The sequence below is a fragment of the Lentzea alba genome (assembly GCF_011067745.1).
GTDB classification, from domain to species: domain Bacteria; phylum Actinomycetota; class Actinomycetes; order Mycobacteriales; family Pseudonocardiaceae; genus Lentzea; species Lentzea alba.
Window position 1 is genome coordinate 365606 of record NZ_JAAMPJ010000004.1, and the last position, 20355, is coordinate 385960.

Below are 20355 nucleotides of genomic sequence, written 5' to 3' on the forward strand. Positions count from 1 at the left end.
GTCAGCGCGGCACCTGGACCGCGCCGAGCACGCCGTCGAGCACGCCGTCCGCCGTCACGCCCTCCAACTCGGCCTCCGGGCGCAGCTCCAGGCGGTGCCGCAACGCTGGGCGGGCCAACGCCTTCACGTCGTCCGGCGTCACGTAGTCGCGGCCGGCCAGCCACGCCCACGCCCGTGCGACGGCCAACAGAGCCGTTGCACCACGCGGAGAAACGCCCAGACGGACAGCGGGGGACTGACGCGTCGCACGGCACACGTCGACCACATAAGCGATCACCTCGGGCGCCACGGTCAACGCGCGCACGGCCGCGGAACCAGCCTCTAGGTGCGAAGCACCGGCCACCGGGGACAGCGAAGAAAGATCACGCGGGTCGAAACCCGCGGCGTGCCGGGCCAGCACGTCGATCTCCTGCTCGCGCGGGGGAATCGGCATGGTCACCTTCAGCAGGAACCGGTCCAGCTGCGCCTCGGGCAACGGATAGGTGCCCTCGTACTCCACCGGGTTCTGCGTGGCCACGACGATGAACGGCGACGGCAGCGGGCGTGTCTTGCCGTCCGCGGACACCTGCCGTTCCTCCATCGCCTCCAGCAGCGCGGCCTGCGTCTTCGGCGGCGTGCGGTTGATCTCGTCGGCCAGCAACAAGTGGGTGAAGACCGGGCCCTCGCGGAACGAGAACGCCGCGTTGTGCGAGTCGTAGACCAGCGAACCGGTCAGGTCGCCCGGCATCAGGTCCGGCGTGAACTGCACCCGCGTCGTCGACAGGTCCAGAGCACGGGCCATCGCGCGCACCAGCAACGTCTTCGCGACGCCCGGCACGCCTTCCAGCAGCACATGTCCCTTGCACAGCAACGCGAGGATCAAGGACGTGACGGCGGCGTCGTTGCCCACCACGGCCTTGCCGATCTCCGTGCGCAACGCCACCAGCGCCGTGCGTGCCTCTTCAGTGCTGACGGTCATGCGTTGCGCACCTCGTCCTCCAAAGCGTCCAGCTCGTCAGCCAGCGCGACCAACCCCCGGTCGTCCACTGGGTCCTGCGAATACAGCAAAGTCCGCACATCCGCCTCGGACCGCGAGGTCCGGCGGGCGATCTCGAAAGACGGGTCCTCGCCCGCCGGCAGTCCCAGCAGGGGCGCCAGCCGGTCGCGGGTCGCCTGCCGCAGCACCGAAGCGGCGTGCTCAGCGGCGTGCGAGCGGCGGTACAGCCGGGCCCTGCCCTCCACGGTCTCGGCGGCGCGCACGACCACCGGCAGCGGTTCGGGCACCACCCGGCCGAGCCTGCGGGCCCGCCACAACGCGATCACCACGGCCGCGAGGCCGAGTTGCAGCGCGCCGAACTTCCACCCGGCCGGGACCAGGTCCGACAACGACTTCTGCTGCGACTTGTCCGCCGCGGACGGCACGTACCAGACCAGCCGCTCGTGCTGGCCGAGCAACGACAGCGCGAGCGCCGCGTTGCCCTCCCCGTCGAGGTCGCGGTTGGTGAAGATCGCGCCGTGGCCCAGCATCGTCACCGTGCCGGTGCGCACCAACGTCGAGTCGTAGCACCGTTGTTCGCCCTCGTAGACGAACCCGCCCATGGTCGCCGCGCCCGCCTGAGCCGCCAGCGGGCACCCCGGCTGCCGCGTCTCGGCCTCGACCTGGCCCACCACGCCGGTCGCGGGGGCCAGCAACACGGTGGCAGCGGCACGACGACTGAGATCCTGCAACCGCGAAGGGTCGATCAGGTTCGGCTGCGTCACGAACAGCGTCGCACCGTCCACAGCGGACGCGTTGTCGGTGAGCTCGACCCGCACGCCGTTCTGTTCCAACAGTCGTGCGACCGCGTGGCTGCCTTCGGGGCGGAACGAGCGCGGGTCGAGCGATCCGCCCTCACCGCCACCGCGCAGCAACGTGATCACGACGGCCGTGAACAGGATGATCACGCCGATCAGCAACGGGCCGCGCGCGGCCGTCCAGATCCGCCCGGCGTCGGGGGAGACCGCCGTCATTCGCGCACCCTGCCATCCACCGACACCAGCTGCTGGTACCCCTCACGAGTCGCGGTCCGGCCGCCGTACCAGACGTCGTCGAACTGCACCGCCGCGCCGCGCAGGTCGTCCGCGAGCACCGGAAGCGCCCTGCCCGCCTCGATCGCCACCTCGTCGACGGTACGTCCCGCCCGCGGTTCGAGGACGCCGCGCTGCTCCAGTTCCCGCACCACCGCGCGGAAGCGTTCGCGGACGGCCTCGGCCAGGTCACCGGCCGCGGCAGCGCGTTCGGCGGCGGCGCGGTGCTCGGCGGCGGACATGACCGTGGAGCCGAACACCTTGTCGCCGGCCCGCAGCGCACGGCCGGTGCGGCCGGTGCGGAGCCTGATCACGATGACGATGATCACCGCGACCACGACGAGGATCGTGATCGCGGTGATGGCGCTCATGCTGCCCGCGCCCGCGAAGAGGTCGCCCAGCTTCTCCAGCACCCACCGGAGCGCGCGCTCCAGCGGGTTCGGGTCGTCGGAAACGTACGCCGGGTCGCTGAGCTCCCGTACAGCCGCCTCGCGGGCCTCGTCGCGGTCGAGATCTACCGGTACGTCAGAGACCGCCATGCCCTGCGGCCCGCTGGAGTTCGATGTCCATGCCCTCGGAGCGCATCCGGCGGTCGACGTAGACCAGCACGGTCACCGCGGCCGTGAACGGCAGCGTGATCGTCGACGCGATGATCCCGCCGATCGTGGACAGCACCAGCGAGCCCGCGCTCAGCGCGGCGCCCGGATCGTCGCTGAAGCCGGTGGACGCCGCGCCCATCAGGCCGAACGGCAGGCTGATGATCCAGCTGATCACCCAGCCGATCACGGCGGTGAGCAGCAGGACGCCGAACGTCCGCCACCACGCGCCGTTGACCAGCGCCTTCGAGCGCCCGAACGCGGCGCCGACGCCGCAGCGCTCCAGCACGAGCGCGGGCGTGACGAGGGCGAACAGGATCCACAGCCAGATGCCGGGCACGATGCAGAGGAGCAGGCCGACCATGATCACGAGAGTGGACAGCAGCGTCGCGCCGAGCAGCGGCAGCAGGCGCGGCTTGAACTCCTCCCACGCCTGCGCGAACGTGACGGGCTTGCCCAGCACCGCGTGACCCACGATGACGGTGATGAAGCCGGACAGGAACACCGTGCCGATCACCACCAGCACCACGCTGATGAGGGTGCCGCCGATGAAGCCGGTCAGGGTGTTCGTGAGCTGCTCGACGAGCTGCTCCTGCGTCAGGGTGTTCGGGTCCTGCGCCACCACCGAGGAGAGGTCGCTCAGGAACGGCAGCTGCACCAGCAGGCCGAGGATCTGCGTGATCGCGGCGACCACCGCGGCCGCGCCGATGATCAGCTTCGGGTACCGGCGCATGGTGGTGATCGCGCCGTCCACGATCTCGCCGACGGCCAGCGGGCGCAGCGGGATCACACCGGGCTTGATCGTCGGCTGCGCTCCCGGCGGCGGCGGGGCGTAGTAGCCCGGCGAGGGCTGCGGCGGCTGCTGCGGCTGGTTGGGCTGGTTCGGTTGCTGGTCGGGTGAGGACCAGCCAGGCGTTTCGGACATCGCGGCTACCCCCTGGTCGTGTGTGAGCGGCATCTTGCCAGATCAGCACCCCCGCCACCGGCCAACCTGATCACGAAACGGTGACCGGCCGGATGTGGGACCATCTGACGGTGGACGTTCCGCAGCCACTGGACCTCAGCGTCGACCACAAGGGTGTGTCGACGGTGGTGAGCGTGGCAGGGGAGATCGACCTCCTGACGGCGCCGCGGTTCGAAGCCTTCCTGCGCGACCAGCTCGCCCACACGCACGCCGTGCTCATGATCGAGATGTCCGGTGTGAACCACATGGGTTCAGCGGGCCTGGGAGCGCTGATCGCGATACGTGCCGAGTGCGACCGCTGCGGCGTCGACCTGGTCTTCGCGGAGTGCTCGTTCATCGTGCGGCGGGTGTTCGAGCTCAGCGGGCTGACCGGGTTCTTCCTGCGCGGGGAGAACGCGGCAGGTTAGTTCTGCTGCTCCATCACCAGGATCGCGCCGCCCGGCTCACCATCGCTGGCCCGCAACGAACTGCACACCACGCGGATGACCACCTCGCGGCCACGCCGGTTGACGGCGGAGAGCTTGATCTCCTCCATGTACGTGCCGTCGCCCAGAGCCGACCGCACGACCGGGCGCAGATCGGCCACCGGCAGCCCGATGTCGAGGTTGAGCAGGTGCTCGCCCTCCGCCTCGTCGCGCCGCACACCCCACAGCTCCTCGGCGCCGCGGTTCCACGCCAGCACCCGCATCTGCATGTCGAGCACGACCACCCCGGCCCGCAGCGAAGTCAGGATCGACTCGAGGAACTCGTTGACCCGGTCCAGCTCGGAGGTGCGCTCGCGCAGGGCCTCGTTGATGGTCTGGAGCTCGTCGTTGGTCGACTGCAGCTCCTCGTTCATCGTCTCCAGTTCCTCGTTGGTCGACTGGAGCTCCTCGTTGGTGGTCTCCAGCTCCTCCACGGTGGACTGGAGTTCCTCGTTGGTGGTCTCCAGTTCCTCGTTCGTGGACTGGAGTTCCTCGTAGGCCGATTCCAGCTGCCGGTTCGCGTGTTCGAGGTCCTCCAGCATCCGGCGCGCGCTGGTGACGTCGTGGAAGACCACCGTGACGCCCAGGATGGTGTTGTCGAGGCCGACGAGCGGGTTGACGTGCACCTCGAACCACATCGGCTCGCCGGGGCCGCGCGAGAACTCGACGTCCTTGATGCGCAACGACTTGCGTTCCAGCCGGGTCTGCTCGACGTAGCCGCGCAGCTCCACGGGCCGGTAGGAGATGTCCAGATCGCGCAGCGGCCGGCCGACGTCCTTGGCCGAGAGGCCGAACGTGGTCTCCGCCTGCTGGTTGATGAGCGCGATCACGTCATCCGCCGTCACCACGATCTGCGCCACCGGGCTCGCGGAGAAGGCGTGTTCCCGCAACTCGTCGATGCCCCGCAGGTCCACCCTTCGATCGTGCACCATCGCGTGCGAAACGAAGTGCGACGGAGAGTGTGAACCCGAGGAGGTCTTGCGGAAGATGCGCCGCTTGAGGTCGATGGGGTCGAAGATGCGGCTGTGACTGAGCAGCATCTCCGCCTTGCCCAGGAACAGCACTCCTTTGGGTGCCAGCGCGAAGTGGAACCGGCGCAGAACGCGGGACTGCGTCTCCTGGTTGAAGTACATCAGCGTGTTGCGGCACACCAGGAGGTCTATCCGGGAGATCGGGGCGTCCTGCACGAGGTCGTTGCGGCCGAAGATGACCGAGCGGCGCAGGTCCTTGCGGAAGCTGTAGCGGCCGTTCTGGTGCTCGAAGTACTTCGCGGCGAAGTCGGGCGGCAGGGACTGTATGTCCCGTTCCGCGTAGCTCGCGTGCCGGGCCTGGGCGAGCGCCTCGTCGTCGACGTCGGTGGCATAGATCTTGACCTGCTGCCGGAAGCGTTCCGGGCCCAGTGCCTCGGCCAGTGCGATCGCGAGGCTGTAGGCCTCCTCACCGGACGCGCAGCCCGCGCTCCACACCCGGAGCGGGTCCTCGGGGCCGCGCTCGGCCAGCAGCGTCGGAATGACCTCCTCGCGCAGGTACGCCCACGCCTCGGGGTCGCGGAAGAACGCGGTGACGTTGATCAGGATCGTGTTGAACAGGACGCTGAACTCGTCGGCGTTGACCTGCAGCTGGTCGATGTAGTCGACGTAGTCCTCGACACCGATCTGGCTCATCCGGTGCCGCACGCGCCGCATCAGGCTGGTGCGCTTGTACCCGGTGAAGTCGAAACCTCGTGACTCCTTGAGGTACTGCAGGACCTGTTCGAAGTCCTGGTCGGGGATCAGCTGACCGTCACTCACGTCAGGAGAACCTACTCGCCTCAGTGCACGCGAGGACGGCCCACACGATCTTGCCTCCGTCGGATGACGGCGCACAGCCCCATGCGAGGCTGAGCCGGTCGACCAGCTGCACGCCCCGATGTCCTGGCACGTCCCGATTCGGGAACTCGAGCATCGGCGGGGCCGGGTCGCCGTCACGCACCGAGAGGGACAGCCCGCCGGGGCGCAGCTCGACCTTCAGCACCGACTCCGAGTGCGCGTGCCGGACCGCGTTCTCGACCAGCTCGCTCACGACCAGCACGGCGTCGTCGACCACCCCGGGCAGGCCCCATGTCTCGCAGGCTTCCCGCACGACCGCGCGGGCCATGAGCGGTGCGGTCGGCGAGTCGGGCAGCGGCACGCGGCGGAACCGGCGGCGCGGAGGGCGTTCGGCGGCTTTGAGGGCGTCCCTGAGGCTGCCGGCCACGCACACGAACCGGGTGATGCCGCTGGTGCGCAGCTTCTCGCGGTGCTCATCGGTCTCGGCCAGGAGCACCACGGGGATGTCCGGCCACTGCGAGATCTTCATCCAGACCGTGGTGAACACCGACAGCATCGCGTTGCTGGGGACCTCGAAGCCCTGGCCGAGCCGGACGACGAGCGCGATCGGGGTGTCCGCCGCGAGCTTGAGCAGGCCGTCACGCAGAGCCGCGTAGGAGGCGAGGTCGAGCCGACCCGCAGGGGTCGCGACCACGACGCCGGCGAGATCCGTCGTCTCGATCTTCATGTGCCGGTCTCCTCGCGCACGCCGCCCCGCAACAGGTGTTTCCGGAGGACGTTGGCCGCCGCCAGCGCTTCCTCCTCCTGCCGGGAGTACCGGTCGGCCACCAGGTCGCGCCCCGCGTCGCGGGAGACGTTGGCCATGCGGTGGGTGAGCGAGGCTTTCTGGTCGAGGGTGCGCAACGCGGTCCACATCGCGCGTTCCAGGGTGCCGCCGTAGGCCTCCATCAGTGCGTCCGCCGTCCATCCGTGTCCGACCAGGCATCGGTACTGGACGCCGTTGCCTGGAATCTCCAAGAGGGAGCCGGCGCAGTCAGGGCAGGTGTAGGTCGTGGGGGAGCCGATGGCGGGGATCTCGCCGAACTCGGCTCCGGCGTCGTCGCGGGACACGGCCACCTCCATGCGCAGTGCCTCGGGCACTGGTGCGATCGTCACCTGGATCGCGGATTCTCCCGCGATGTCGGCGAGCAGTGGGCCGATCCGGGCGACCGGCAGCGTGTGGTCCACCTCGACGTGCTGCAGCACACTCTCCGGCATGCCGGGATAGAGCGCGTCGCCGGGTTCCTGCACGACCGTGACGCCGCCTCGGCTCTTGATCGCGGCCATGCCCGAGGTGCCGTCGTCGAGCGCTCCGGACAGGACCACGCCGATCACCGAGGGGCCCTTCGCGAGCGCGGCGGAGCGGAACAGCACGTTCACGGCGGGGCGATGGCCGTTCTCCGTGGGGCCTCTCGACAGGCGCAGCACGCCGTCCTGCACCACGACGTGGTAGTCGGGGCGGGCGACGTGGATGTGGCCGCTGCGCAGTTCAGCGCCGTCCTGCACGGCCAGCGCGGGCAGTGGGCCGCTGCGCGAGAGGATCGCCGGCAGTGCCGACGAGCCGCCCGCGGGCATGTGCAGGACGACCACCACCGCGGCGGGCAGGTCTTCCGGCAACGCTCCGACCAGGGTCCGCAGCGCTTCGACACCTCCTGCGGAGGCGCCGACGACCACCAGGTCTGTGCGCACTCGGAACTCCTCAACCTCGCTTTCGCTCCGGGTACCCGTGGTCATTGGTCTCACACGGACAGTTCGGACCTGGCCTTCGACGGTGTCGTGCGGCGCATACCGGCGTTGACGCACCTCTTGACCACCTGTGGCTGTTCGCGCATCAGCCGCAGTCCGCGCCGGAGCAGCGTCGGGACCGGCTTGCGGGCCTCGGCGACGTCCCGCGCGAACCTGCGCGCGAACGTGACGGGCGCGGTCGGGGCGAGCACGATGGCGTCCTTCAGCACGCCCGCATCCCGTGCGCCCTCCACGAGCAGGTCTGCGAACAGGCCTTCGGCGATGAACGCGGGCGCGTCACCCAGCTCGATCGTCTGCGTGCCGACCGCGCGGTCCTCGCTGATCGAGTAGACCGGTGCCTCCGTCTTGCCGGTGTCCGACAGCTCGATGACGGCTTTCAGCGCGGCCTCGGCGTTCCAGGAGCCGATCGCGTCCCAGTCCGCGCGCCCGTGCTCGTCGCGGGGCAGCAGCGGGTCGTCGCCGTCGCGGTAGAAGTCGTCCAGGCGCAGCACGGGCCAGCCGAGGTGGGCGGCGAGTGTCGACTTGCCTGAGCCGGAGGGACCGGCGAGCAGCACGGCACGAGGGATGGGCACGGAACGCAATCCTCGCACATGAATTACGCTCGAACGCATGAGCGAAGGTCTGTTCGACGAGGGCCTCTTCGGCGCGACCGACGAGGAGAAGGCCGAGCGCATCGCGGCCAACGCCCCGCTGGCCGTGCGGATGCGTCCGGCCACGCTGGACGAGGTCGTCGGCCAGGACCACCTGCTCGGGCCGGGCGCGCCGCTGCGCCGGCTGGTCGAAGGCGCCACCCCGGCGTCGGTGATGCTCTACGGCCCTCCCGGCACCGGCAAGACGACGCTCGCGACCCTCGTGTCGAAGGCGACCGGGCGTCGGTTCGTGGCTCTGTCGGCGTTGTCGGCGGGTGTGAAAGAGGTGCGGGCGGTCATCGACGAGGCCCGGCGGCGGCTGGTGCGGACGAGCGAGTCGACCGTGCTGTTCATCGACGAGGTGCACCGGTTCTCCAAGACCCAGCAGGACGCGCTGCTGGGTGCCGTCGAGGACCGGATCGTGCTGCTGGTCGCGGCCACGACGGAGAACCCGTTCTTCTCGGTGGTCTCGCCTTTGTTGTCGCGGTCTTTGGTGCTGCAGCTCAAGTCCTTGACCGACGACCACGTGCGGACGGTGATCCGGCGTGCGGTGTCCGACTCGCGTGGACTGGACGGCAAAGTCGTCGTCGAGCCCGACGCCGAGGACCACCTCGTGCGGCTGGCCGGCGGGGACGCGCGCCGTTCGCTGACGGCCCTGGAAGCCGCGGCGGACTCGGCGCTGGCGTCGAACTCCGGCGTGATCACGTTGCCGTTGCTGGAGTCCACTGTGGACAAGGCGGCGGTGCGGTACGACCGCGACGGCGACCAGCACTACGACGTGACGTCGGCGTTCATCAAGTCGATCCGCGGTTCGGACGTGGACGCGGCACTGCACTACCTGGCCCGGATGATCGAGGCGGGCGAGGACCCGCGGTTCATCGCGCGGCGCCTGGTGATCCACGCCAGCGAGGACGTCGGCATGGCGGACCCGACCGCGTTGCAGACGTGCATCGCCGCCGCGCAGGCCGTGCAGCTCATCGGGTTGCCCGAGTGCACGCTGAACCTCGCGCAGGCCACGATCCACCTGGCCACCGCGCCGAAGTCGAACGCCGTCACGACCGCCATCTCCGCCGCCATCGCGGACGTGCGGAAGGGCGCGATCGGTGCGGTGCCGGCGCATCTGCGGGACGGGCACTACGCGGGTGCGGCGAAACTGGGGAACGCACAGGGTTATCGGTACCCGCACGACGTTCCGGACGGGGTGCTGACGCAGCAGTACGCGCCGGACGACCTGGTGGGCCGCGACTACTACGAGCCGACCGGCCGGGGTGCCGAACGTGCCGTGTCGGAGCGGCTGCCGCGGTTGCGCCGGGTGATCAGGGGCGAGTGACCGGGCGCGAGCGCCACACGATGCCCTCTTCGATCCGTTCCACCTGGAATCCTTCGCGTTCGTAGAACTTCCCGGCGCGTTCGTTCTGGACGAAGTGTTCGATGTGGACTCTGTCGGTGTCCATCTGTGCGGTGAGCGCCGCGATCAGCCGCGGGCCGATGCCGCGAACTCGACGGCCGCGCTGCCGACGCCGACGATCCGTCCGTTCTCTTCCGCGACCAGCATCAGATCGCGCGGCTTCCGCGCCGATCAGCGGCGTGTAGAGCGGCGGGATGTGCTCCTCGCCGAACCGGCAGATCGCCGCGATGTCGTCGGGCACCGCGGGACGTATTTCATTCGCGCTCATGTCACCTGATCATGGCGTAACTTCGGCGGCGTGACGATCAGAGAAGACTTTCTGACCACCGCCCGCATCGCGCTGGACCTCATGCGCCACCCGCAGGTCGGGCAGAACTGGGACAAGCCGAGCGTGCTGCCCGAGTTCGGCGTGAGCGGCCTCGCGGGCCACATCGGCTACCAGGTCCTGCCGCTGCCGGACATGATCGCGGCCCCCACCGGTGACGAGCCCGTCGTCGGACTGATGGAGCACTACGCGCGGGCCAACTGGACGGAGCTGGACATCGACTCCGAGATGCACACCCGCATCCGGGCCGGCGGTGAGAAGATCGCCGCCGAGGGCCAGGACGCGCTCTGCGACCAGATCGAGCAGACCCTCGACGAGCTCGCGAAGATGTTGCCGGGCCTGGAGAACCGCGGCGTCCGGATGCCGCACTGGGGACCGTGGGCGGTGTCGCTGGACGACTACCTCGTCACCCGGCTGATGGAGTTCGTCGTGCACTCCGACGACCTCGCGGTGAGCGTCGGCGTCGAGACGCCCGAGTTCCCGAGGCGCGTCAACGAGACGGTCATCGACCTGCTGACCCGCATGTCGCTCAACAAACATCGCGCGATCGACGTGGTGCGCGCGCTCAGCCGCAAAGAACGCGCACCGCAGGACATCACGGCGTTCTAGCGTTTGCACACCATCAGCAGCGCGAGCTTTCCCGGCAGCATGATCTCGTCCGCGGCCATGAACCCACCGGCCTCGAACGACTTGATGGCGCGCATGTTGCGCACGTCGGGTTGCATCACGATCCGCGTGCAGTGCGGGTCGGCCTCGAACAGCGCGTCGGTGAGCCGGGGGAGCAGCGACCGCACCAGGCCGCGGTCGGTCATCGCGAGCTCGCCGACCGCCAGGGTCAGGCCCAGGTCGTGCGGCCGCGCCTGGTAGCAGCCGGCGACGGCGTCGCGGGCCGCGCGGTACAGCTCGGCGTAGATCACCGGGCGGCCGTGCCAGCTGATCAGCAACGGGCGGACGTCGTCGCCGTCCAGATGGGCGCGCAGCTGTTCTTCCCAGCGCGGCAGCGGCCACGCCTGCCGCCAGAACGCCGCCACGTGCGGTGCCTGGTTCCAGCGGTGGATGAGGTGCAGGTCGTAGCCGTCCGGACGGGCGACGCGCGCCTGCCACGGGTCCGTGAGCTCCGGGATCGGCGGGGCGTCCGCGGTGGCGTGCCTGCGGTAGGAGTCCAGGTGCGATACCGGCTTCACGAGGCCTCCTGCGCCGTCCAACTTAGGGTTGCCTTACTTGATAACGCGGGGCCGCCGGTGTCAAGCCCTGTGTGACGGGTATTTCACAGGCGGTGACCACCTTGAGTCAATGAGTGGTTTGTTCCAATTGGCGCCGTACGGTCATGACCATGTCGGAGATCCAGCGCGAACCCGTCCCGCGCGTCGACACGGGCGAGCTCGACGTCGCGCACGCGTTCCTCAAGTTCCAGCGCCACTGCGTCCTCAAGAAGGCGGAGGGGCTCACCGAAGATCAGCTCAGGCGTCCGGTGGTCGCCAGCGGCACGTCGATCCTCGGGCTGATCCAGCACCTCGCGGAAGCAGAGCGCGGCTGGTTCGATCACCACCTCGGCGGCGGCGACTGGGACGAGGAGGCCGAACTGGGCATGACCGTGCCCGCCGACCGGCCCGTGGACGAGGTGATCGAGTTCTATCGCGCGGCGATCGAGGCGAGCGACCGGGCGATCACGGCCGCCGGAGATCCCGAGACGCTCATGGCGATCCCGATCGACGGCATGCGCAAGTCGCTGCGTTGGCTGCTCGCGCACATGACCACCGAGACAGCCCGGCACGCGGGCCACGCGGACATCATCAGGGAACAGCTCGACGGCGTCACCGGCCGATGATCGGCAGTACCCGGCCGTGGCCGACCGCGTGGGGCGAGGTGATCGGATCGGTCGCCGAGCTCGATCTCGACGACATGACCTGCTTCGGTGCGGCCGAGCGAGGCTGGATCACGGTCCTCATCCGCGAAGAGCTGCAAGGCGTCCTCGACAACCTGGAGCAACAGGTGGCGAATCCCGGCGTGGACCTGATGATCCGGGCCACCGCGCACTACGTCGACAACGACGCCTTCATCGAGCTGCCCTGATCCGCTGAAGATCAACTGCTGATGCCCCTCGGTCGGGTGTCGGACCCACCCGGTAATCTCACCCGCAATCAAGCCAAACGTCCGGTAACCAGGAGGATCCGTGTCGCCAGGGCAGATCGCAGCGCTGGTCGCCGCCGGTGCGTTCGTGCTGCTCGTGCTCGTGCTGGCGATCGTGGCCGTCAAGGCGGCCCGCTTCTTCGACGAGGCCACGATCGCGATGCGCAAGGCGCACGAGAACACGGACCCGTTGTTCACCGAGGCCAACACCACGCTCACGCACGTGAACACGCAGCTGGAGCGCGTCGACGGCATCACCGCGAACGCGCGCGCCGTCACCGGCAACGTCTCGGCACTCACCAGCCTGTTCACCGCCACCCTCGGCGGGCCGCTGGTGAAGGCCGCCGCGCTGTCCTACGGCGTGAGCAAGGCCGTGAAGGCCCGCCGCAAGGCCGCCGAACAGCCGAACAAGCACGCCAAGCGTCGTCCGAAGCGAGGTGCCAAGTGAGCCGCCTCTTCTGGTTCGGGCTGGGTGCCGCCGCCGGGCTCTTCGCCGCCAAGAAGGCCGCCGAGGTCACAAAGCAGGCGACTCCCGCCGGTATCGGCGCTAACGTGGGTGAAGGCCTGCGAGAGCTCGCCGGCGCCATCGGTTCCTTCGGGGCCGAGGTGCGCGCGGGCATGGCCGAACGGGAACAGGAGTTGCAGGAGACCGTGGAACGTCAGACGGGCTTCACGCCGGGGCGTCGAGCGCCCAGGGCGAACGGCAAGCACTAGTCGTTCGCCTCGTTCGCGCGCCCTGACAACTTCTGAAATAGCAAGGAAACTCCCGTGCAGACCCACGAGATCATCAAGCGTTTCCGCGAGCACTTCGAGAACGCCGGGCACAAGTACATCCCCAGCGCCTCGCTGCTGCTCGACGACCCCAACCTGTTGTTCGTCAACGCCGGCATGGTGCCGTTCAAGCCGTACTTCCTCGGCGAGGCCCCGCCGCCCGCCCCGCGGATGACCAGCATCCAGAAGTGCGTGCGCACCCCGGACATCGACGAGGTCGGCAAGACCACCCGCCACCTCACGTTCTTCCAGATGGCCGGCAACTTCTCGCTCGGCGACTACTTCAAGGAAGACGCCATCCGGCTCGCCTGGGAGCTGATCACCAAGTCCCAGGACGACGGCGGCTACGGCTTCGACCCCGAGCGCATCTGGGTCACGGTCTACCTGGACGACGACGAGGCCATCGAGCTGTGGCAGAAGGTCGCCGGCATGCCGCTGGAGCGCATCCAGCGCCGTGGCGTCGAGGACAACTTCTGGTCGATGGGCGTGCCCGGCCCGTGCGGCCCGTGTTCGGAGATCTACTACGACCGCGGCCCCGAGTACGGCAAGGAGGGCGGCCCGGTCGTCGACGAGGACAGGTACCTGGAGATCTGGAACCTCGTCTTCATGCAGAACGTCCGCGGCGAGGGTGGGGCCAAGAAGGACTACCCGATCCTCGGCGAGCTGCCGTCGAAGAACATCGACACCGGCATGGGCGTCGAGCGCGTCGCCTACCTGCTGCAGGGCGTCGACAACGTCTACGAGACCGACCTGGTCCGCGCCGTGATCAACAAGGCCGAGGAGCTGTCCGGCCGCAAGTACGGGAACAGCGAGGTCGATGACGTTCGCTTTCGCGTGATCGCCGACCACGCCCGCAGTGGCGTCCTGCTGGTCGGCGACGGTGTCACGCCCGGCAACGAGGCCCGCGGCTACGTGCTGCGGCGCCTGCTGCGCCGCATCATCCGCTCGTCGCGCCTGCTGGGCGTCAACGAGCCGGTGCTGCAGCAGTTCGCCGAGGTCGTCCGCGACTCGATGGGCGAGGCCTACCCCGAGCTGGTCAGCGGGTTCGCCCGCATCCAGCAGGTGCTCAAGGCCGAGGAGGACACGTTCCTGCGCACGCTCGACGCCGGTTCGCGGATCTTCGAGAACGCCGCCAACGAGGTGAAGTCGGACGGCCGCGCCACGCTGCCCGGTGACAAGGCCTTCCAGCTGCACGACACGTACGGCTTCCCGATCGACCTCACGCTGGAGATGGCCTCCGAGGCCGGCCTCAGCGTGGACGAGGACGGGTTCCGCAAGCTGATGGCCGAGCAGCGCGCCCGCGCCAAAGCCGACGCCGCCGGCAAGAAGACCGGCCACGGCGACCAGTCGGTGTACCGGGAGCTGCTGGAGCAGGGCCCGACCGAGTTCACCGGCTACACCGAGCTCGCCTCCGAGGCCACGCTGCGCGGCATCGTGCTGAACGGCCAGCGGGTCAAGTCGGCTCGTGAGGGCGACATCGTCGAGGTCGTCCTGGACCGCACGCCGCTGTACGCCGAGTCCGGTGGTCAGGAGTCCGACGCCGGCACCATCGTCACGGGCAACGCCGAGCTGGAAGTGCTCGACGTGCAGAAGGTCGCCCGCAAGCTGTGGGTGCACCAGGTGCGCGTCGTGCACGGTGAGGTCGCCGAGGGCGAGCACGTCGAGGCTCGCGTCGACCCGGAGTGGCGCGTCGGTGCCCGCCAGGGTCACTCGGGCACGCACGTCGTGCACGCCGCCCTGCGTCAGGTGCTCGGCCCGTCGGCCCTGCAGAGCGGTTCGTACAACAAGCCCGGCTACCTGCGGCTCGACTTCGCCTGGACCGGTGGCCTGTCCGCCGAGGCCCGCAGCGAGATCGAGGAGGTCTCGAACCTCGCCGTGCGCAAGGACCTGCCGGTCAGCATCGTCTACACCGACATGGCCGGCGCCCAGGACATGGGTGCCGTCGCCCTGTTCGGCGAGACCTACGACGAGACCGTGCGCGTTATCGAGATCGGTGGCCCGTGGTCGCGCGAGCTGTGCGGTGGCACCCACGTCGAGCACTCGTCGCAGATCGGCCCGATCACCCTGCTGGGTGAGTCGTCGGTTGGTTCCGGCGTGCGCCGCCTGGAGGCCTACGTCGGCATCGAGGCCATGCGGTTCCTGGCCAAGGAACGCGCCATCGTGCAGAACCTCTCCGACATGCTCAAGGTCGGTTCCGAGGGCCTGCCCGAGCGGATCGAGTCGCTGGTCGAGCGGCTGAAGTCGGCCGAGAAGGAGCTGGAAAAGGTCCGCGCCGCCCAGCTGCTGGGCAACGCCGGGTCGCTCGCCGACAAGGCCCTGGACATTCGCGGCCTGTCGCTGGTGGCCCTGGGGTTGGAGGGCGTGTCGGGCAACGACCTGCGCACGCTCGGTGGCGAGGTCCGCAACCGCCTGGGCAACAAGCCCGGTGTGGTGGCCCTGTTCTCGGTGGACGGCGACAAGGTCAGCTTCGTGGTGGCCACCACGGCCGCCGCCCGCGACCTGGGTCTCGCCGCCGGCAAGCTGGTGCCGGTGTTCGGCCCGGCCATCGCCGCCCGCGGTGGCGGCAAGCCGGACCTGGCCCAGGGCGGCGGCACGAACCCGGCCGGCGTCCAGGAGGCCATCACGGCCCTCACGAACGAACTGGACAAGGTGCTTGAGCAGCACTGACTCACCTGGTGTCGGCGATCCGGGCCTCGGTCGGAGGCTCGGCGTCGACGTCGGCTCGGTTCGAGTGGGAATTTCTCTCAGCGATCCAGGGGCGTTTTTGGCCACTCCGCTGGTTACTCTCCAGCGTGACGAGAAGCGCGGCTCGGACCTCACCGAGCTCGTACGTCTCGTGGCCGAACATGACGTCGTCGAGGTCGTGGTCGGTCTGCCCAAAACACTGGCTGGTCGGCACGGCCCGGCAGCGGATGCGGCTACCGCGTACGCTGCGGCCTTGGCCGAACGGATCGCCCCGGTGCCGGTCCGGCTCAGCGACGAACGACTGACGACCGTCGTGGTGAGCCGGGTGCTGGCGCAGCGCGGTGTGAAGGGCAAGAAGCAGCGTGCCGTGGTCGACCAGGCCGCCGCTGTCGAGATCCTGCAGTCTTGGCTGGACGCACGGGCACGGTCTGTGGCCGCCCGAAAGGACGAGGTGTGAGCGACGATCTCGGGTTGTTCACCGACCCCGATGTGGATGAACGACGTCCGCTCAAGCGCGAGCGTGAGCGTGACCGTGAGCGCGACAAGGCCCGCCGCAAGGCGAAGAAGCGCAAGAAGACCATCCTGTGGATGGTCGTCGCGCTGGTCCTCGCTGTGGGCATGGGCGGCGCCTACTACGGCTACAAGGAGCTGCGCGGCATCGGCTCCTACGACGACTTCACGGGCAGCGGCGAGACCGACACCATCGTCGAGGTCCAGGACGGCGACGTGGTCAGCAAGATCGCGTCGACCCTCTACGAGAACGGCGTCGTCGCCTCCGGGCGCGCCTTCATCGAGGCCAGCAAGACCGACACCCGCGTGACGTCGATCCAGCCGGGCTTCTACCTGATGAAGACGAAGATGTCGGGCCAGCTCGCCGTCGCCCGCATGATCGACCCGAAGACGAGGGTCCCGGCCGTGCAGATCGTCGGTGGCCTGAAGCTCACCGACATCCAGGCCAACGGCAAGACCGTGCCGGGCGTCTACTCCCAGCTCGCCAAGGCGAGCTGCACGGAGAAGGACGGCCAGAAGACGTGCCTGTCCGCCGAGGAGATCAAGGCCGCGGCCGAGCAGACCGACCCGGTGGCCCTGGGCGTCCCGGACTGGGCGCTGGCCGACGTGAAGCGCGCCGATCCCGCTCACCGCCTCGAAGGCCTGATCATGCGCGGCGTCTACCAGGTCAAGCCGGGTGTCTCCGCGGTGGAGCTGATCCGCAGCGTCGTCGTCGCCTCGGCCCAGAAACTGCAGGGCGCCGGCATCCCCGGCGGCACCGTGAACACCGGCTTCCGCCCCTACGAGGTCCTGATCATGGCCTCGCTGATCGAGAAGGAAGCCATCGAGAAGGACTTCACCAAGGTCTCCCAGGTGATCTACAACCGCCTGAAGGAGCCCATGGCGCTGCAGTTCGACTCGACCATCAACTACCAGAACAACCAGCCGCACATCCGCACGTCCGACCAGGACCGCGAGGCACCCGGCCCGTACAACAGCTACGTGAACCAGGGCCTGCCGCCGACCCCGATCGGCTCGCCGTCACAGCAGGCGATCGCGGCCGTGATGAAGCCCGAGGGTGGCGACATCATGTACTTCGTGAAGTGCCAGGCGGACGGCACCACGTGCTTCTCGAAGAACATCGACGAGCACAACGCGCTGGTCGCGAAGGCTCAGAAGGACGGCGTCTACTAGTGCTTCGCGCGGCTGTGATCGGTTCGCCGATCAAGCACTCCCTTTCCCCTGTGCTGCACAACGCCGCGTACACCGCGCTGGGCCTCGACCTGGAGTACACGCGGCTGGAGTGCACCGAGTCCGAAGTGCCCGCTCTGGTCTCGTCGCTGGGCCCGGAGTGGGTAGGGCTGTCGTGCACGATGCCGACGAAACGCGCGGCGTTGGCCTTCGCGTCCTCGGTGACCGAGCGCGCCGCGGCCGTCGGTGCCGCGAACACGCTGGTGCGCACCGAATCGGGGTGGCACGCCGACTGCACCGATGTGGACGGCGTCGTGGGGGCGTTGCGGGAGAAGGGTTTCTCCGGCGGCTCGCGCGGCGTCGTGATCGGCGCGGGCGGCACGGCCACGGCCGTGCTGGCCGGGTTCGCCGAGATGGGCGTGTCGTCGGTTTCCCTGGTGGTGCGGGATCCTTCGCGTGCTTCCGAGGCTCTGGCCACCGCCGCCCGGGTCGGTGTCGCGGTCGACGTACTGACACTGTCCTCTGTGGACCTCGGCGCGCTGGCCGCCGCGTCGGACGTGCTGGTGTCCACCGTCCCGGCCGAGGCGACGGTTCCGCTGGCTTTCGCGCTGGCTCAGGCGCCGTACGTGCTCGACGTGATCTACCACCCGTGGCCCACGCCGGTCGCTTCGGCGGTGGAGGCGTCCGGGGCTCGGTTGGCCACCGGGCTGGACATGTTGCTGCATCAGGCTTTCGGGCAGGTGGAGCAGTTCACCGGGAAGCCGGCGCCGCAGGAAGTGATGCGCTCGGCCTTGGCCGCCGAGCTGGCCACGCGCGCGTAGGGACGACCGAGTGGAGATTCCCGGCCTCGGGCCCGTGAGCCGCGACGACGAGCCGGACTGCCTTGTCAGCGACCCTGTTCCGGTGCCGGTTTTCGGCGCCATTTTCTGTCCGTTCATCGTGGAGGGATACGAGGACGACCCGGACAAGGAGGACTTCCACGCCGTCATCCGCACCTTCCTGGCGCTGGACCGCACGGCCCTGCAGGACGCGGCCCCCGCTGTCTTCGAGTACTACCAGGACATCGCGGCCGAGTTCGCGGACGACGAGGACTTTCCGCAGATCGCCGGACCCGAACAGGTCTGGGACCACGTCTCGGTTGACCGGCACGACGTGACTGTGAGGCGACACAGCGGGGACGGGCTGGTTTACGTCTCCGTCGAGTGCGAGTGTTCGTGGGAAGAAGAGCACGGGTTGCAGGTCGTGTTTCGCGGCGGCGCGCGCGTGACCAAGGTCGGGCCGTACGACGGGCACCTCACCAATGCGTCGGCATACGCGCGCGACGACCTCGAGAACGTCGTCTACGTCCGCTAGGGGCAGTCGACGTCCGCCACCTGCACGCCCTCCACCTTCGCCCGGCTCGCGATCGCCGTGCAGTAGAGCTGGAACTGCGCCCACATCGACAGCGGCCCCATGTCCTGGGGCAGCAGGACGACGTTGGACACCGCGTAGATCCGCGAGGTCGTGGTGGGCACCTCGGTGTGCAGGCCGAGCTTCTTCTCCTCGTCGGTGAGGCCGGCCACCAGCAGGTCGATGGCCGTGACGGTTTCCACGTTGCCCGTGTACGGGCGGGTGCGGCGCACCAGGCCGTCGCGCTCGGCCTTGACCAGGTAGACGGTCAGCTCGTGCGAGGAGACCGTCGGGGCCTCGGCGCCGGTCAGCACCGGGGTGGGCCGCACGCCGCAGGCCGTCAGCGTGACCAGGGTCGACAGGGTCACCAGGGCAAGCGCAAGGTGAAGACCGCGCCGCCCGAGGGCGCGTTGGCCGCTTCGATGGTGCCGCCGTGCAGGCGGGCGTTCTCCCATGCGATCGCCAATCCCAGACCGCTGCCCTCGGAACGGGAGCGGGCCGTGTCTGCCTTGTAGAAACGGTCGAAGATGTGCGGCAGGGCATCGGGTGGGATGCCGGGGCCGTGGTCGGTCACCTCGATGACACCAGGTCTGACCGTGACCAGGACGGGGGCGCCGCCGTGCTTCAGGGCGTTGCCGACGAGGTTGGCCACGATGACGTCGAGACGGCGGCGGTCCACCCGGCCCATCACGCCGTCCGGCAGTTCGGTCTCCACCGAGGACGTCCAGCCGCGGGCGGCCAGCGAGTCGCGGACGGCGGTGCCGATGTCCCACTCGTCGAGTTCGAGGAGGTTGCGGCCCTCGTCGAAGCGCGAGATCTCCATCAGGTCGTTGACCAGACGGGTCAGCTTGCGCGTCTCGGTCGACACCAGGCGGGCCGCCACGGCGGTGTCCGGCGGCAGGGTGTCGGCGTCCTCGTCCAGGACGGCGGTCACCGCGCTCATGGCCGTCAGAGGGGTGCGGAGCTCGTGGGACACGTCGGCGACGAACCTGCGGGAGGCGGCCTGCGAGGCTTCCAGTTGCTCGGCCGCGCGGTTGAACGTGCGGGCCAGGTCGGAGAGTTCGTCGGAGCCCCGTTCGTCGACCCGCGTGTCCAGACGCCCGGAACCGAGCGCGCGCGCCGCGGCGCCCAGCCGGCGGACAGGGCGCAGGACGCCCCGCGCGGTGAAGAGGGCCAGGCCGAGGGCGAGCGGGATGACCAGGCTGACGCCGACCCACGCGGCGGTCGAGAAGCTGTTGACGGCGGCTTGCGAGGCGTCCAGGGACTGCACCGACCACACCTCGACGCCGGTGAGAGAACCGTCGGCGCGCTGCAGCGGGATGCCGATGACCAGGTACGGATAGGCGAGATCGGTGCGACGCTGCCAGAGGACCGTCCTGCTCGACTTCAGCGACTCCCGCATCTCCGCGGGCATGGTCGAGAGCACGGGGCCGGTGCGGGAACGAAGGTCGCCGTAGGTCACGGTCGCGCCGCCGCGCAGGTACGCGGAGAAGTCGTCGAGGTCCTTCTGCGTGGGCGGCACGGTCAGCCGGGGCGCGTAGTCGCGGACGTCCTGGACCAGCGGGTTCATGAACCCGTTCTGCGCGTCCTCCAGGATCAGGTTCCGGGCCGTGGCGTAGGAGGCACCCGCCGCCGCCACCGCGCCCAGCAGGGTCAGCAGCAGGAACGCCGCCAT

General features: G+C 69.3%; 24 protein-coding genes. 12 read left to right on the forward strand and 12 right to left on the reverse strand.

Annotation, left to right across the window (positions count from 1 at the left end; translation table 11 throughout):
• Nucleotide 1 precedes the first annotated feature (1 nt).
• The 4 genes from G7043_RS17380 to G7043_RS17395 are packed head-to-tail and all read right to left on the reverse strand — an operon-like array spanning nt 2 to nt 3567.
• Nucleotides 2-958 (reverse strand): AAA family ATPase, encoded by a 957-nt coding sequence (locus tag G7043_RS17380; RefSeq protein WP_166046700.1) that lies wholly within the window; start codon nt 956-958, stop codon nt 2-4.
• Complete coding sequence (locus tag G7043_RS17385; protein ID WP_166046701.1) at nt 955-1989, reverse strand: DUF4350 domain-containing protein; 1035 nt, start codon at nt 1987-1989, stop codon at nt 955-957. Before G7043_RS17385 ends, G7043_RS17380 begins: the two co-directional genes overlap by 4 nt.
• Nucleotides 1986-2585, reverse strand: coding sequence for a DUF4129 domain-containing protein (locus G7043_RS17390; protein WP_166046702.1), 600 nt, complete (start codon nt 2583-2585; stop codon nt 1986-1988). The genes G7043_RS17385 and G7043_RS17390 overlap by 4 nt, the downstream gene beginning before the upstream one ends.
• Entirely contained in the window at nt 2572-3567 is a 996-nt protein-coding gene (locus tag G7043_RS17395; protein WP_166046703.1) for a hypothetical protein, read from the reverse strand. Before G7043_RS17395 ends, G7043_RS17390 begins: the two co-directional genes overlap by 14 nt.
• Before the next feature lie 110 nt (nt 3568-3677).
• On the opposite strand from G7043_RS17395, the gene G7043_RS17400 reads away from it, so the two are divergent.
• Nucleotides 3678-4013 carry an STAS domain-containing protein gene (locus tag G7043_RS17400; protein ID WP_207311279.1) on the forward strand — a complete coding sequence of 112 codons (336 nt, stop codon included), beginning with the start codon at nt 3678-3680 and terminating at the stop codon, nt 4011-4013.
• Here G7043_RS17400 and G7043_RS17405 read toward each other — a convergent pair.
• From G7043_RS17405 to G7043_RS17420, 4 genes are read right to left on the reverse strand one after another with little or no spacing between them, the layout of a single operon-like run.
• Nucleotides 4010-5860 carry a CheR family methyltransferase gene (locus G7043_RS17405; protein WP_313887933.1) on the reverse strand — a complete coding sequence of 617 codons (1851 nt, stop codon included), beginning with the start codon at nt 5858-5860 and terminating at the stop codon, nt 4010-4012. The genes G7043_RS17400 and G7043_RS17405 overlap by 4 nt on opposite strands.
• Before the next feature lies 1 nt (nt 5861).
• Entirely contained in the window at nt 5862-6605 is a 744-nt protein-coding gene (locus G7043_RS17410) for an ATP-binding protein (RefSeq protein WP_166046705.1), read from the reverse strand.
• Nucleotides 6602-7606 carry a chemotaxis protein CheB gene (locus G7043_RS17415; protein ID WP_313887934.1) on the reverse strand — a complete coding sequence of 335 codons (1005 nt, stop codon included), beginning with the start codon at nt 7604-7606 and terminating at the stop codon, nt 6602-6604. Before G7043_RS17415 ends, G7043_RS17410 begins: the two co-directional genes overlap by 4 nt.
• Before the next feature lie 50 nt (nt 7607-7656).
• Nucleotides 7657-8235 carry a uridine kinase family protein gene (locus G7043_RS17420; RefSeq protein WP_313887935.1) on the reverse strand — a complete coding sequence of 193 codons (579 nt, stop codon included), beginning with the start codon at nt 8233-8235 and terminating at the stop codon, nt 7657-7659.
• A gap of 37 nt (nt 8236-8272) precedes the next feature.
• On the opposite strand from G7043_RS17420, the gene G7043_RS17425 reads away from it, so the two are divergent.
• Nucleotides 8273-9622 carry a replication-associated recombination protein A gene (locus tag G7043_RS17425; RefSeq protein ID WP_166046708.1) on the forward strand — a complete coding sequence of 450 codons (1350 nt, stop codon included), beginning with the start codon at nt 8273-8275 and terminating at the stop codon, nt 9620-9622.
• Here G7043_RS17425 and G7043_RS17430 read toward each other — a convergent pair.
• Nucleotides 9609-9968: a GNAT family N-acetyltransferase gene (locus tag G7043_RS17430; RefSeq protein WP_166046709.1), complete on the reverse strand. Its 360-nt coding sequence runs from the start codon at nt 9966-9968 to the stop codon at nt 9609-9611. The two genes, G7043_RS17425 and G7043_RS17430, sit on opposite strands and share 14 nt — an antisense overlap.
• A gap of 30 nt (nt 9969-9998) precedes the next feature.
• Between G7043_RS17430 and G7043_RS17435 the strand changes: the two genes are divergently transcribed.
• The gene (locus tag G7043_RS17435; protein ID WP_313887936.1) at nt 9999-10634 is read left to right on the forward strand and encodes a maleylpyruvate isomerase N-terminal domain-containing protein; all 636 of its coding nucleotides are present in this window, start codon (nt 9999-10001) and stop codon (nt 10632-10634) included.
• On the opposite strand, the gene G7043_RS17440 is transcribed toward G7043_RS17435, so the two are convergent.
• Complete coding sequence (locus tag G7043_RS17440; protein ID WP_166046710.1) at nt 10631-11209, reverse strand: GNAT family N-acetyltransferase; 579 nt, start codon at nt 11207-11209, stop codon at nt 10631-10633. The genes G7043_RS17435 and G7043_RS17440 overlap by 4 nt on opposite strands.
• Before the next feature lie 149 nt (nt 11210-11358).
• Here G7043_RS17440 and G7043_RS17445 point away from each other — a divergent pair, with 149 nt between their 5' ends.
• The 9 genes from G7043_RS17445 to G7043_RS17485 all read left to right on the forward strand — a co-directional run bounded on the left by G7043_RS17445 (nt 11359) and on the right by G7043_RS17485 (nt 18644).
• On the forward strand, nt 11359-11853 hold the full coding sequence (locus G7043_RS17445) for a DinB family protein (RefSeq protein WP_166046711.1): 495 nt from the start codon (nt 11359-11361) through the stop codon (nt 11851-11853).
• Nucleotides 11850-12098 (forward strand): DUF7716 domain-containing protein, encoded by a 249-nt coding sequence (locus tag G7043_RS17450; RefSeq protein WP_166046712.1) that lies wholly within the window; start codon nt 11850-11852, stop codon nt 12096-12098. Before G7043_RS17445 ends, G7043_RS17450 begins: the two co-directional genes overlap by 4 nt.
• A 100-nt stretch (nt 12099-12198) precedes the next feature.
• Nucleotides 12199-12603: a DUF948 domain-containing protein gene (locus G7043_RS17455; protein ID WP_086661769.1), complete on the forward strand. Its 405-nt coding sequence runs from the start codon at nt 12199-12201 to the stop codon at nt 12601-12603.
• Nucleotides 12600-12869 (forward strand): hypothetical protein, encoded by a 270-nt coding sequence (locus G7043_RS17460; RefSeq protein WP_166046713.1) that lies wholly within the window; start codon nt 12600-12602, stop codon nt 12867-12869. The genes G7043_RS17455 and G7043_RS17460 overlap by 4 nt, the downstream gene beginning before the upstream one ends.
• Before the next feature lie 54 nt (nt 12870-12923).
• The gene (gene alaS / locus G7043_RS17465; protein WP_166046714.1) at nt 12924-15593 is read left to right on the forward strand and encodes an alanine--tRNA ligase; all 2670 of its coding nucleotides are present in this window, start codon (nt 12924-12926) and stop codon (nt 15591-15593) included.
• On the forward strand, nt 15580-16068 hold the full coding sequence (ruvX, locus tag G7043_RS17470) for a Holliday junction resolvase RuvX (RefSeq protein ID WP_166046715.1): 489 nt from the start codon (nt 15580-15582) through the stop codon (nt 16066-16068). The genes alaS and ruvX overlap by 14 nt, the downstream gene beginning before the upstream one ends.
• Entirely contained in the window at nt 16065-17294 is a 1230-nt protein-coding gene (mltG, locus tag G7043_RS48330; protein WP_313887937.1) for an endolytic transglycosylase MltG, read from the forward strand. The genes ruvX and mltG overlap by 4 nt, the downstream gene beginning before the upstream one ends.
• On the forward strand, nt 17294-18112 hold the full coding sequence (locus tag G7043_RS48335; protein ID WP_313887938.1) for a shikimate dehydrogenase: 819 nt from the start codon (nt 17294-17296) through the stop codon (nt 18110-18112). Before mltG ends, G7043_RS48335 begins: the two co-directional genes overlap by 1 nt.
• A gap of 10 nt (nt 18113-18122) precedes the next feature.
• Nucleotides 18123-18644 (forward strand): DUF6985 domain-containing protein, encoded by a 522-nt coding sequence (locus G7043_RS17485; RefSeq protein WP_166046716.1) that lies wholly within the window; start codon nt 18123-18125, stop codon nt 18642-18644.
• Here the strand turns inward: G7043_RS17485 and G7043_RS17490 are convergent.
• Both G7043_RS17490 and G7043_RS17495 read right to left on the reverse strand, forming a co-directional pair.
• A complete protein-coding gene (locus tag G7043_RS17490; protein WP_166046717.1) occupies nt 18641-19048 on the reverse strand; it encodes a hypothetical protein in 408 nt (135 codons plus the stop codon). The two genes, G7043_RS17485 and G7043_RS17490, sit on opposite strands and share 4 nt — an antisense overlap.
• Complete coding sequence (locus G7043_RS17495) at nt 19045-20355, reverse strand: sensor histidine kinase (protein WP_242642362.1); 1311 nt, start codon at nt 20353-20355, stop codon at nt 19045-19047. Before G7043_RS17495 ends, G7043_RS17490 begins: the two co-directional genes overlap by 4 nt.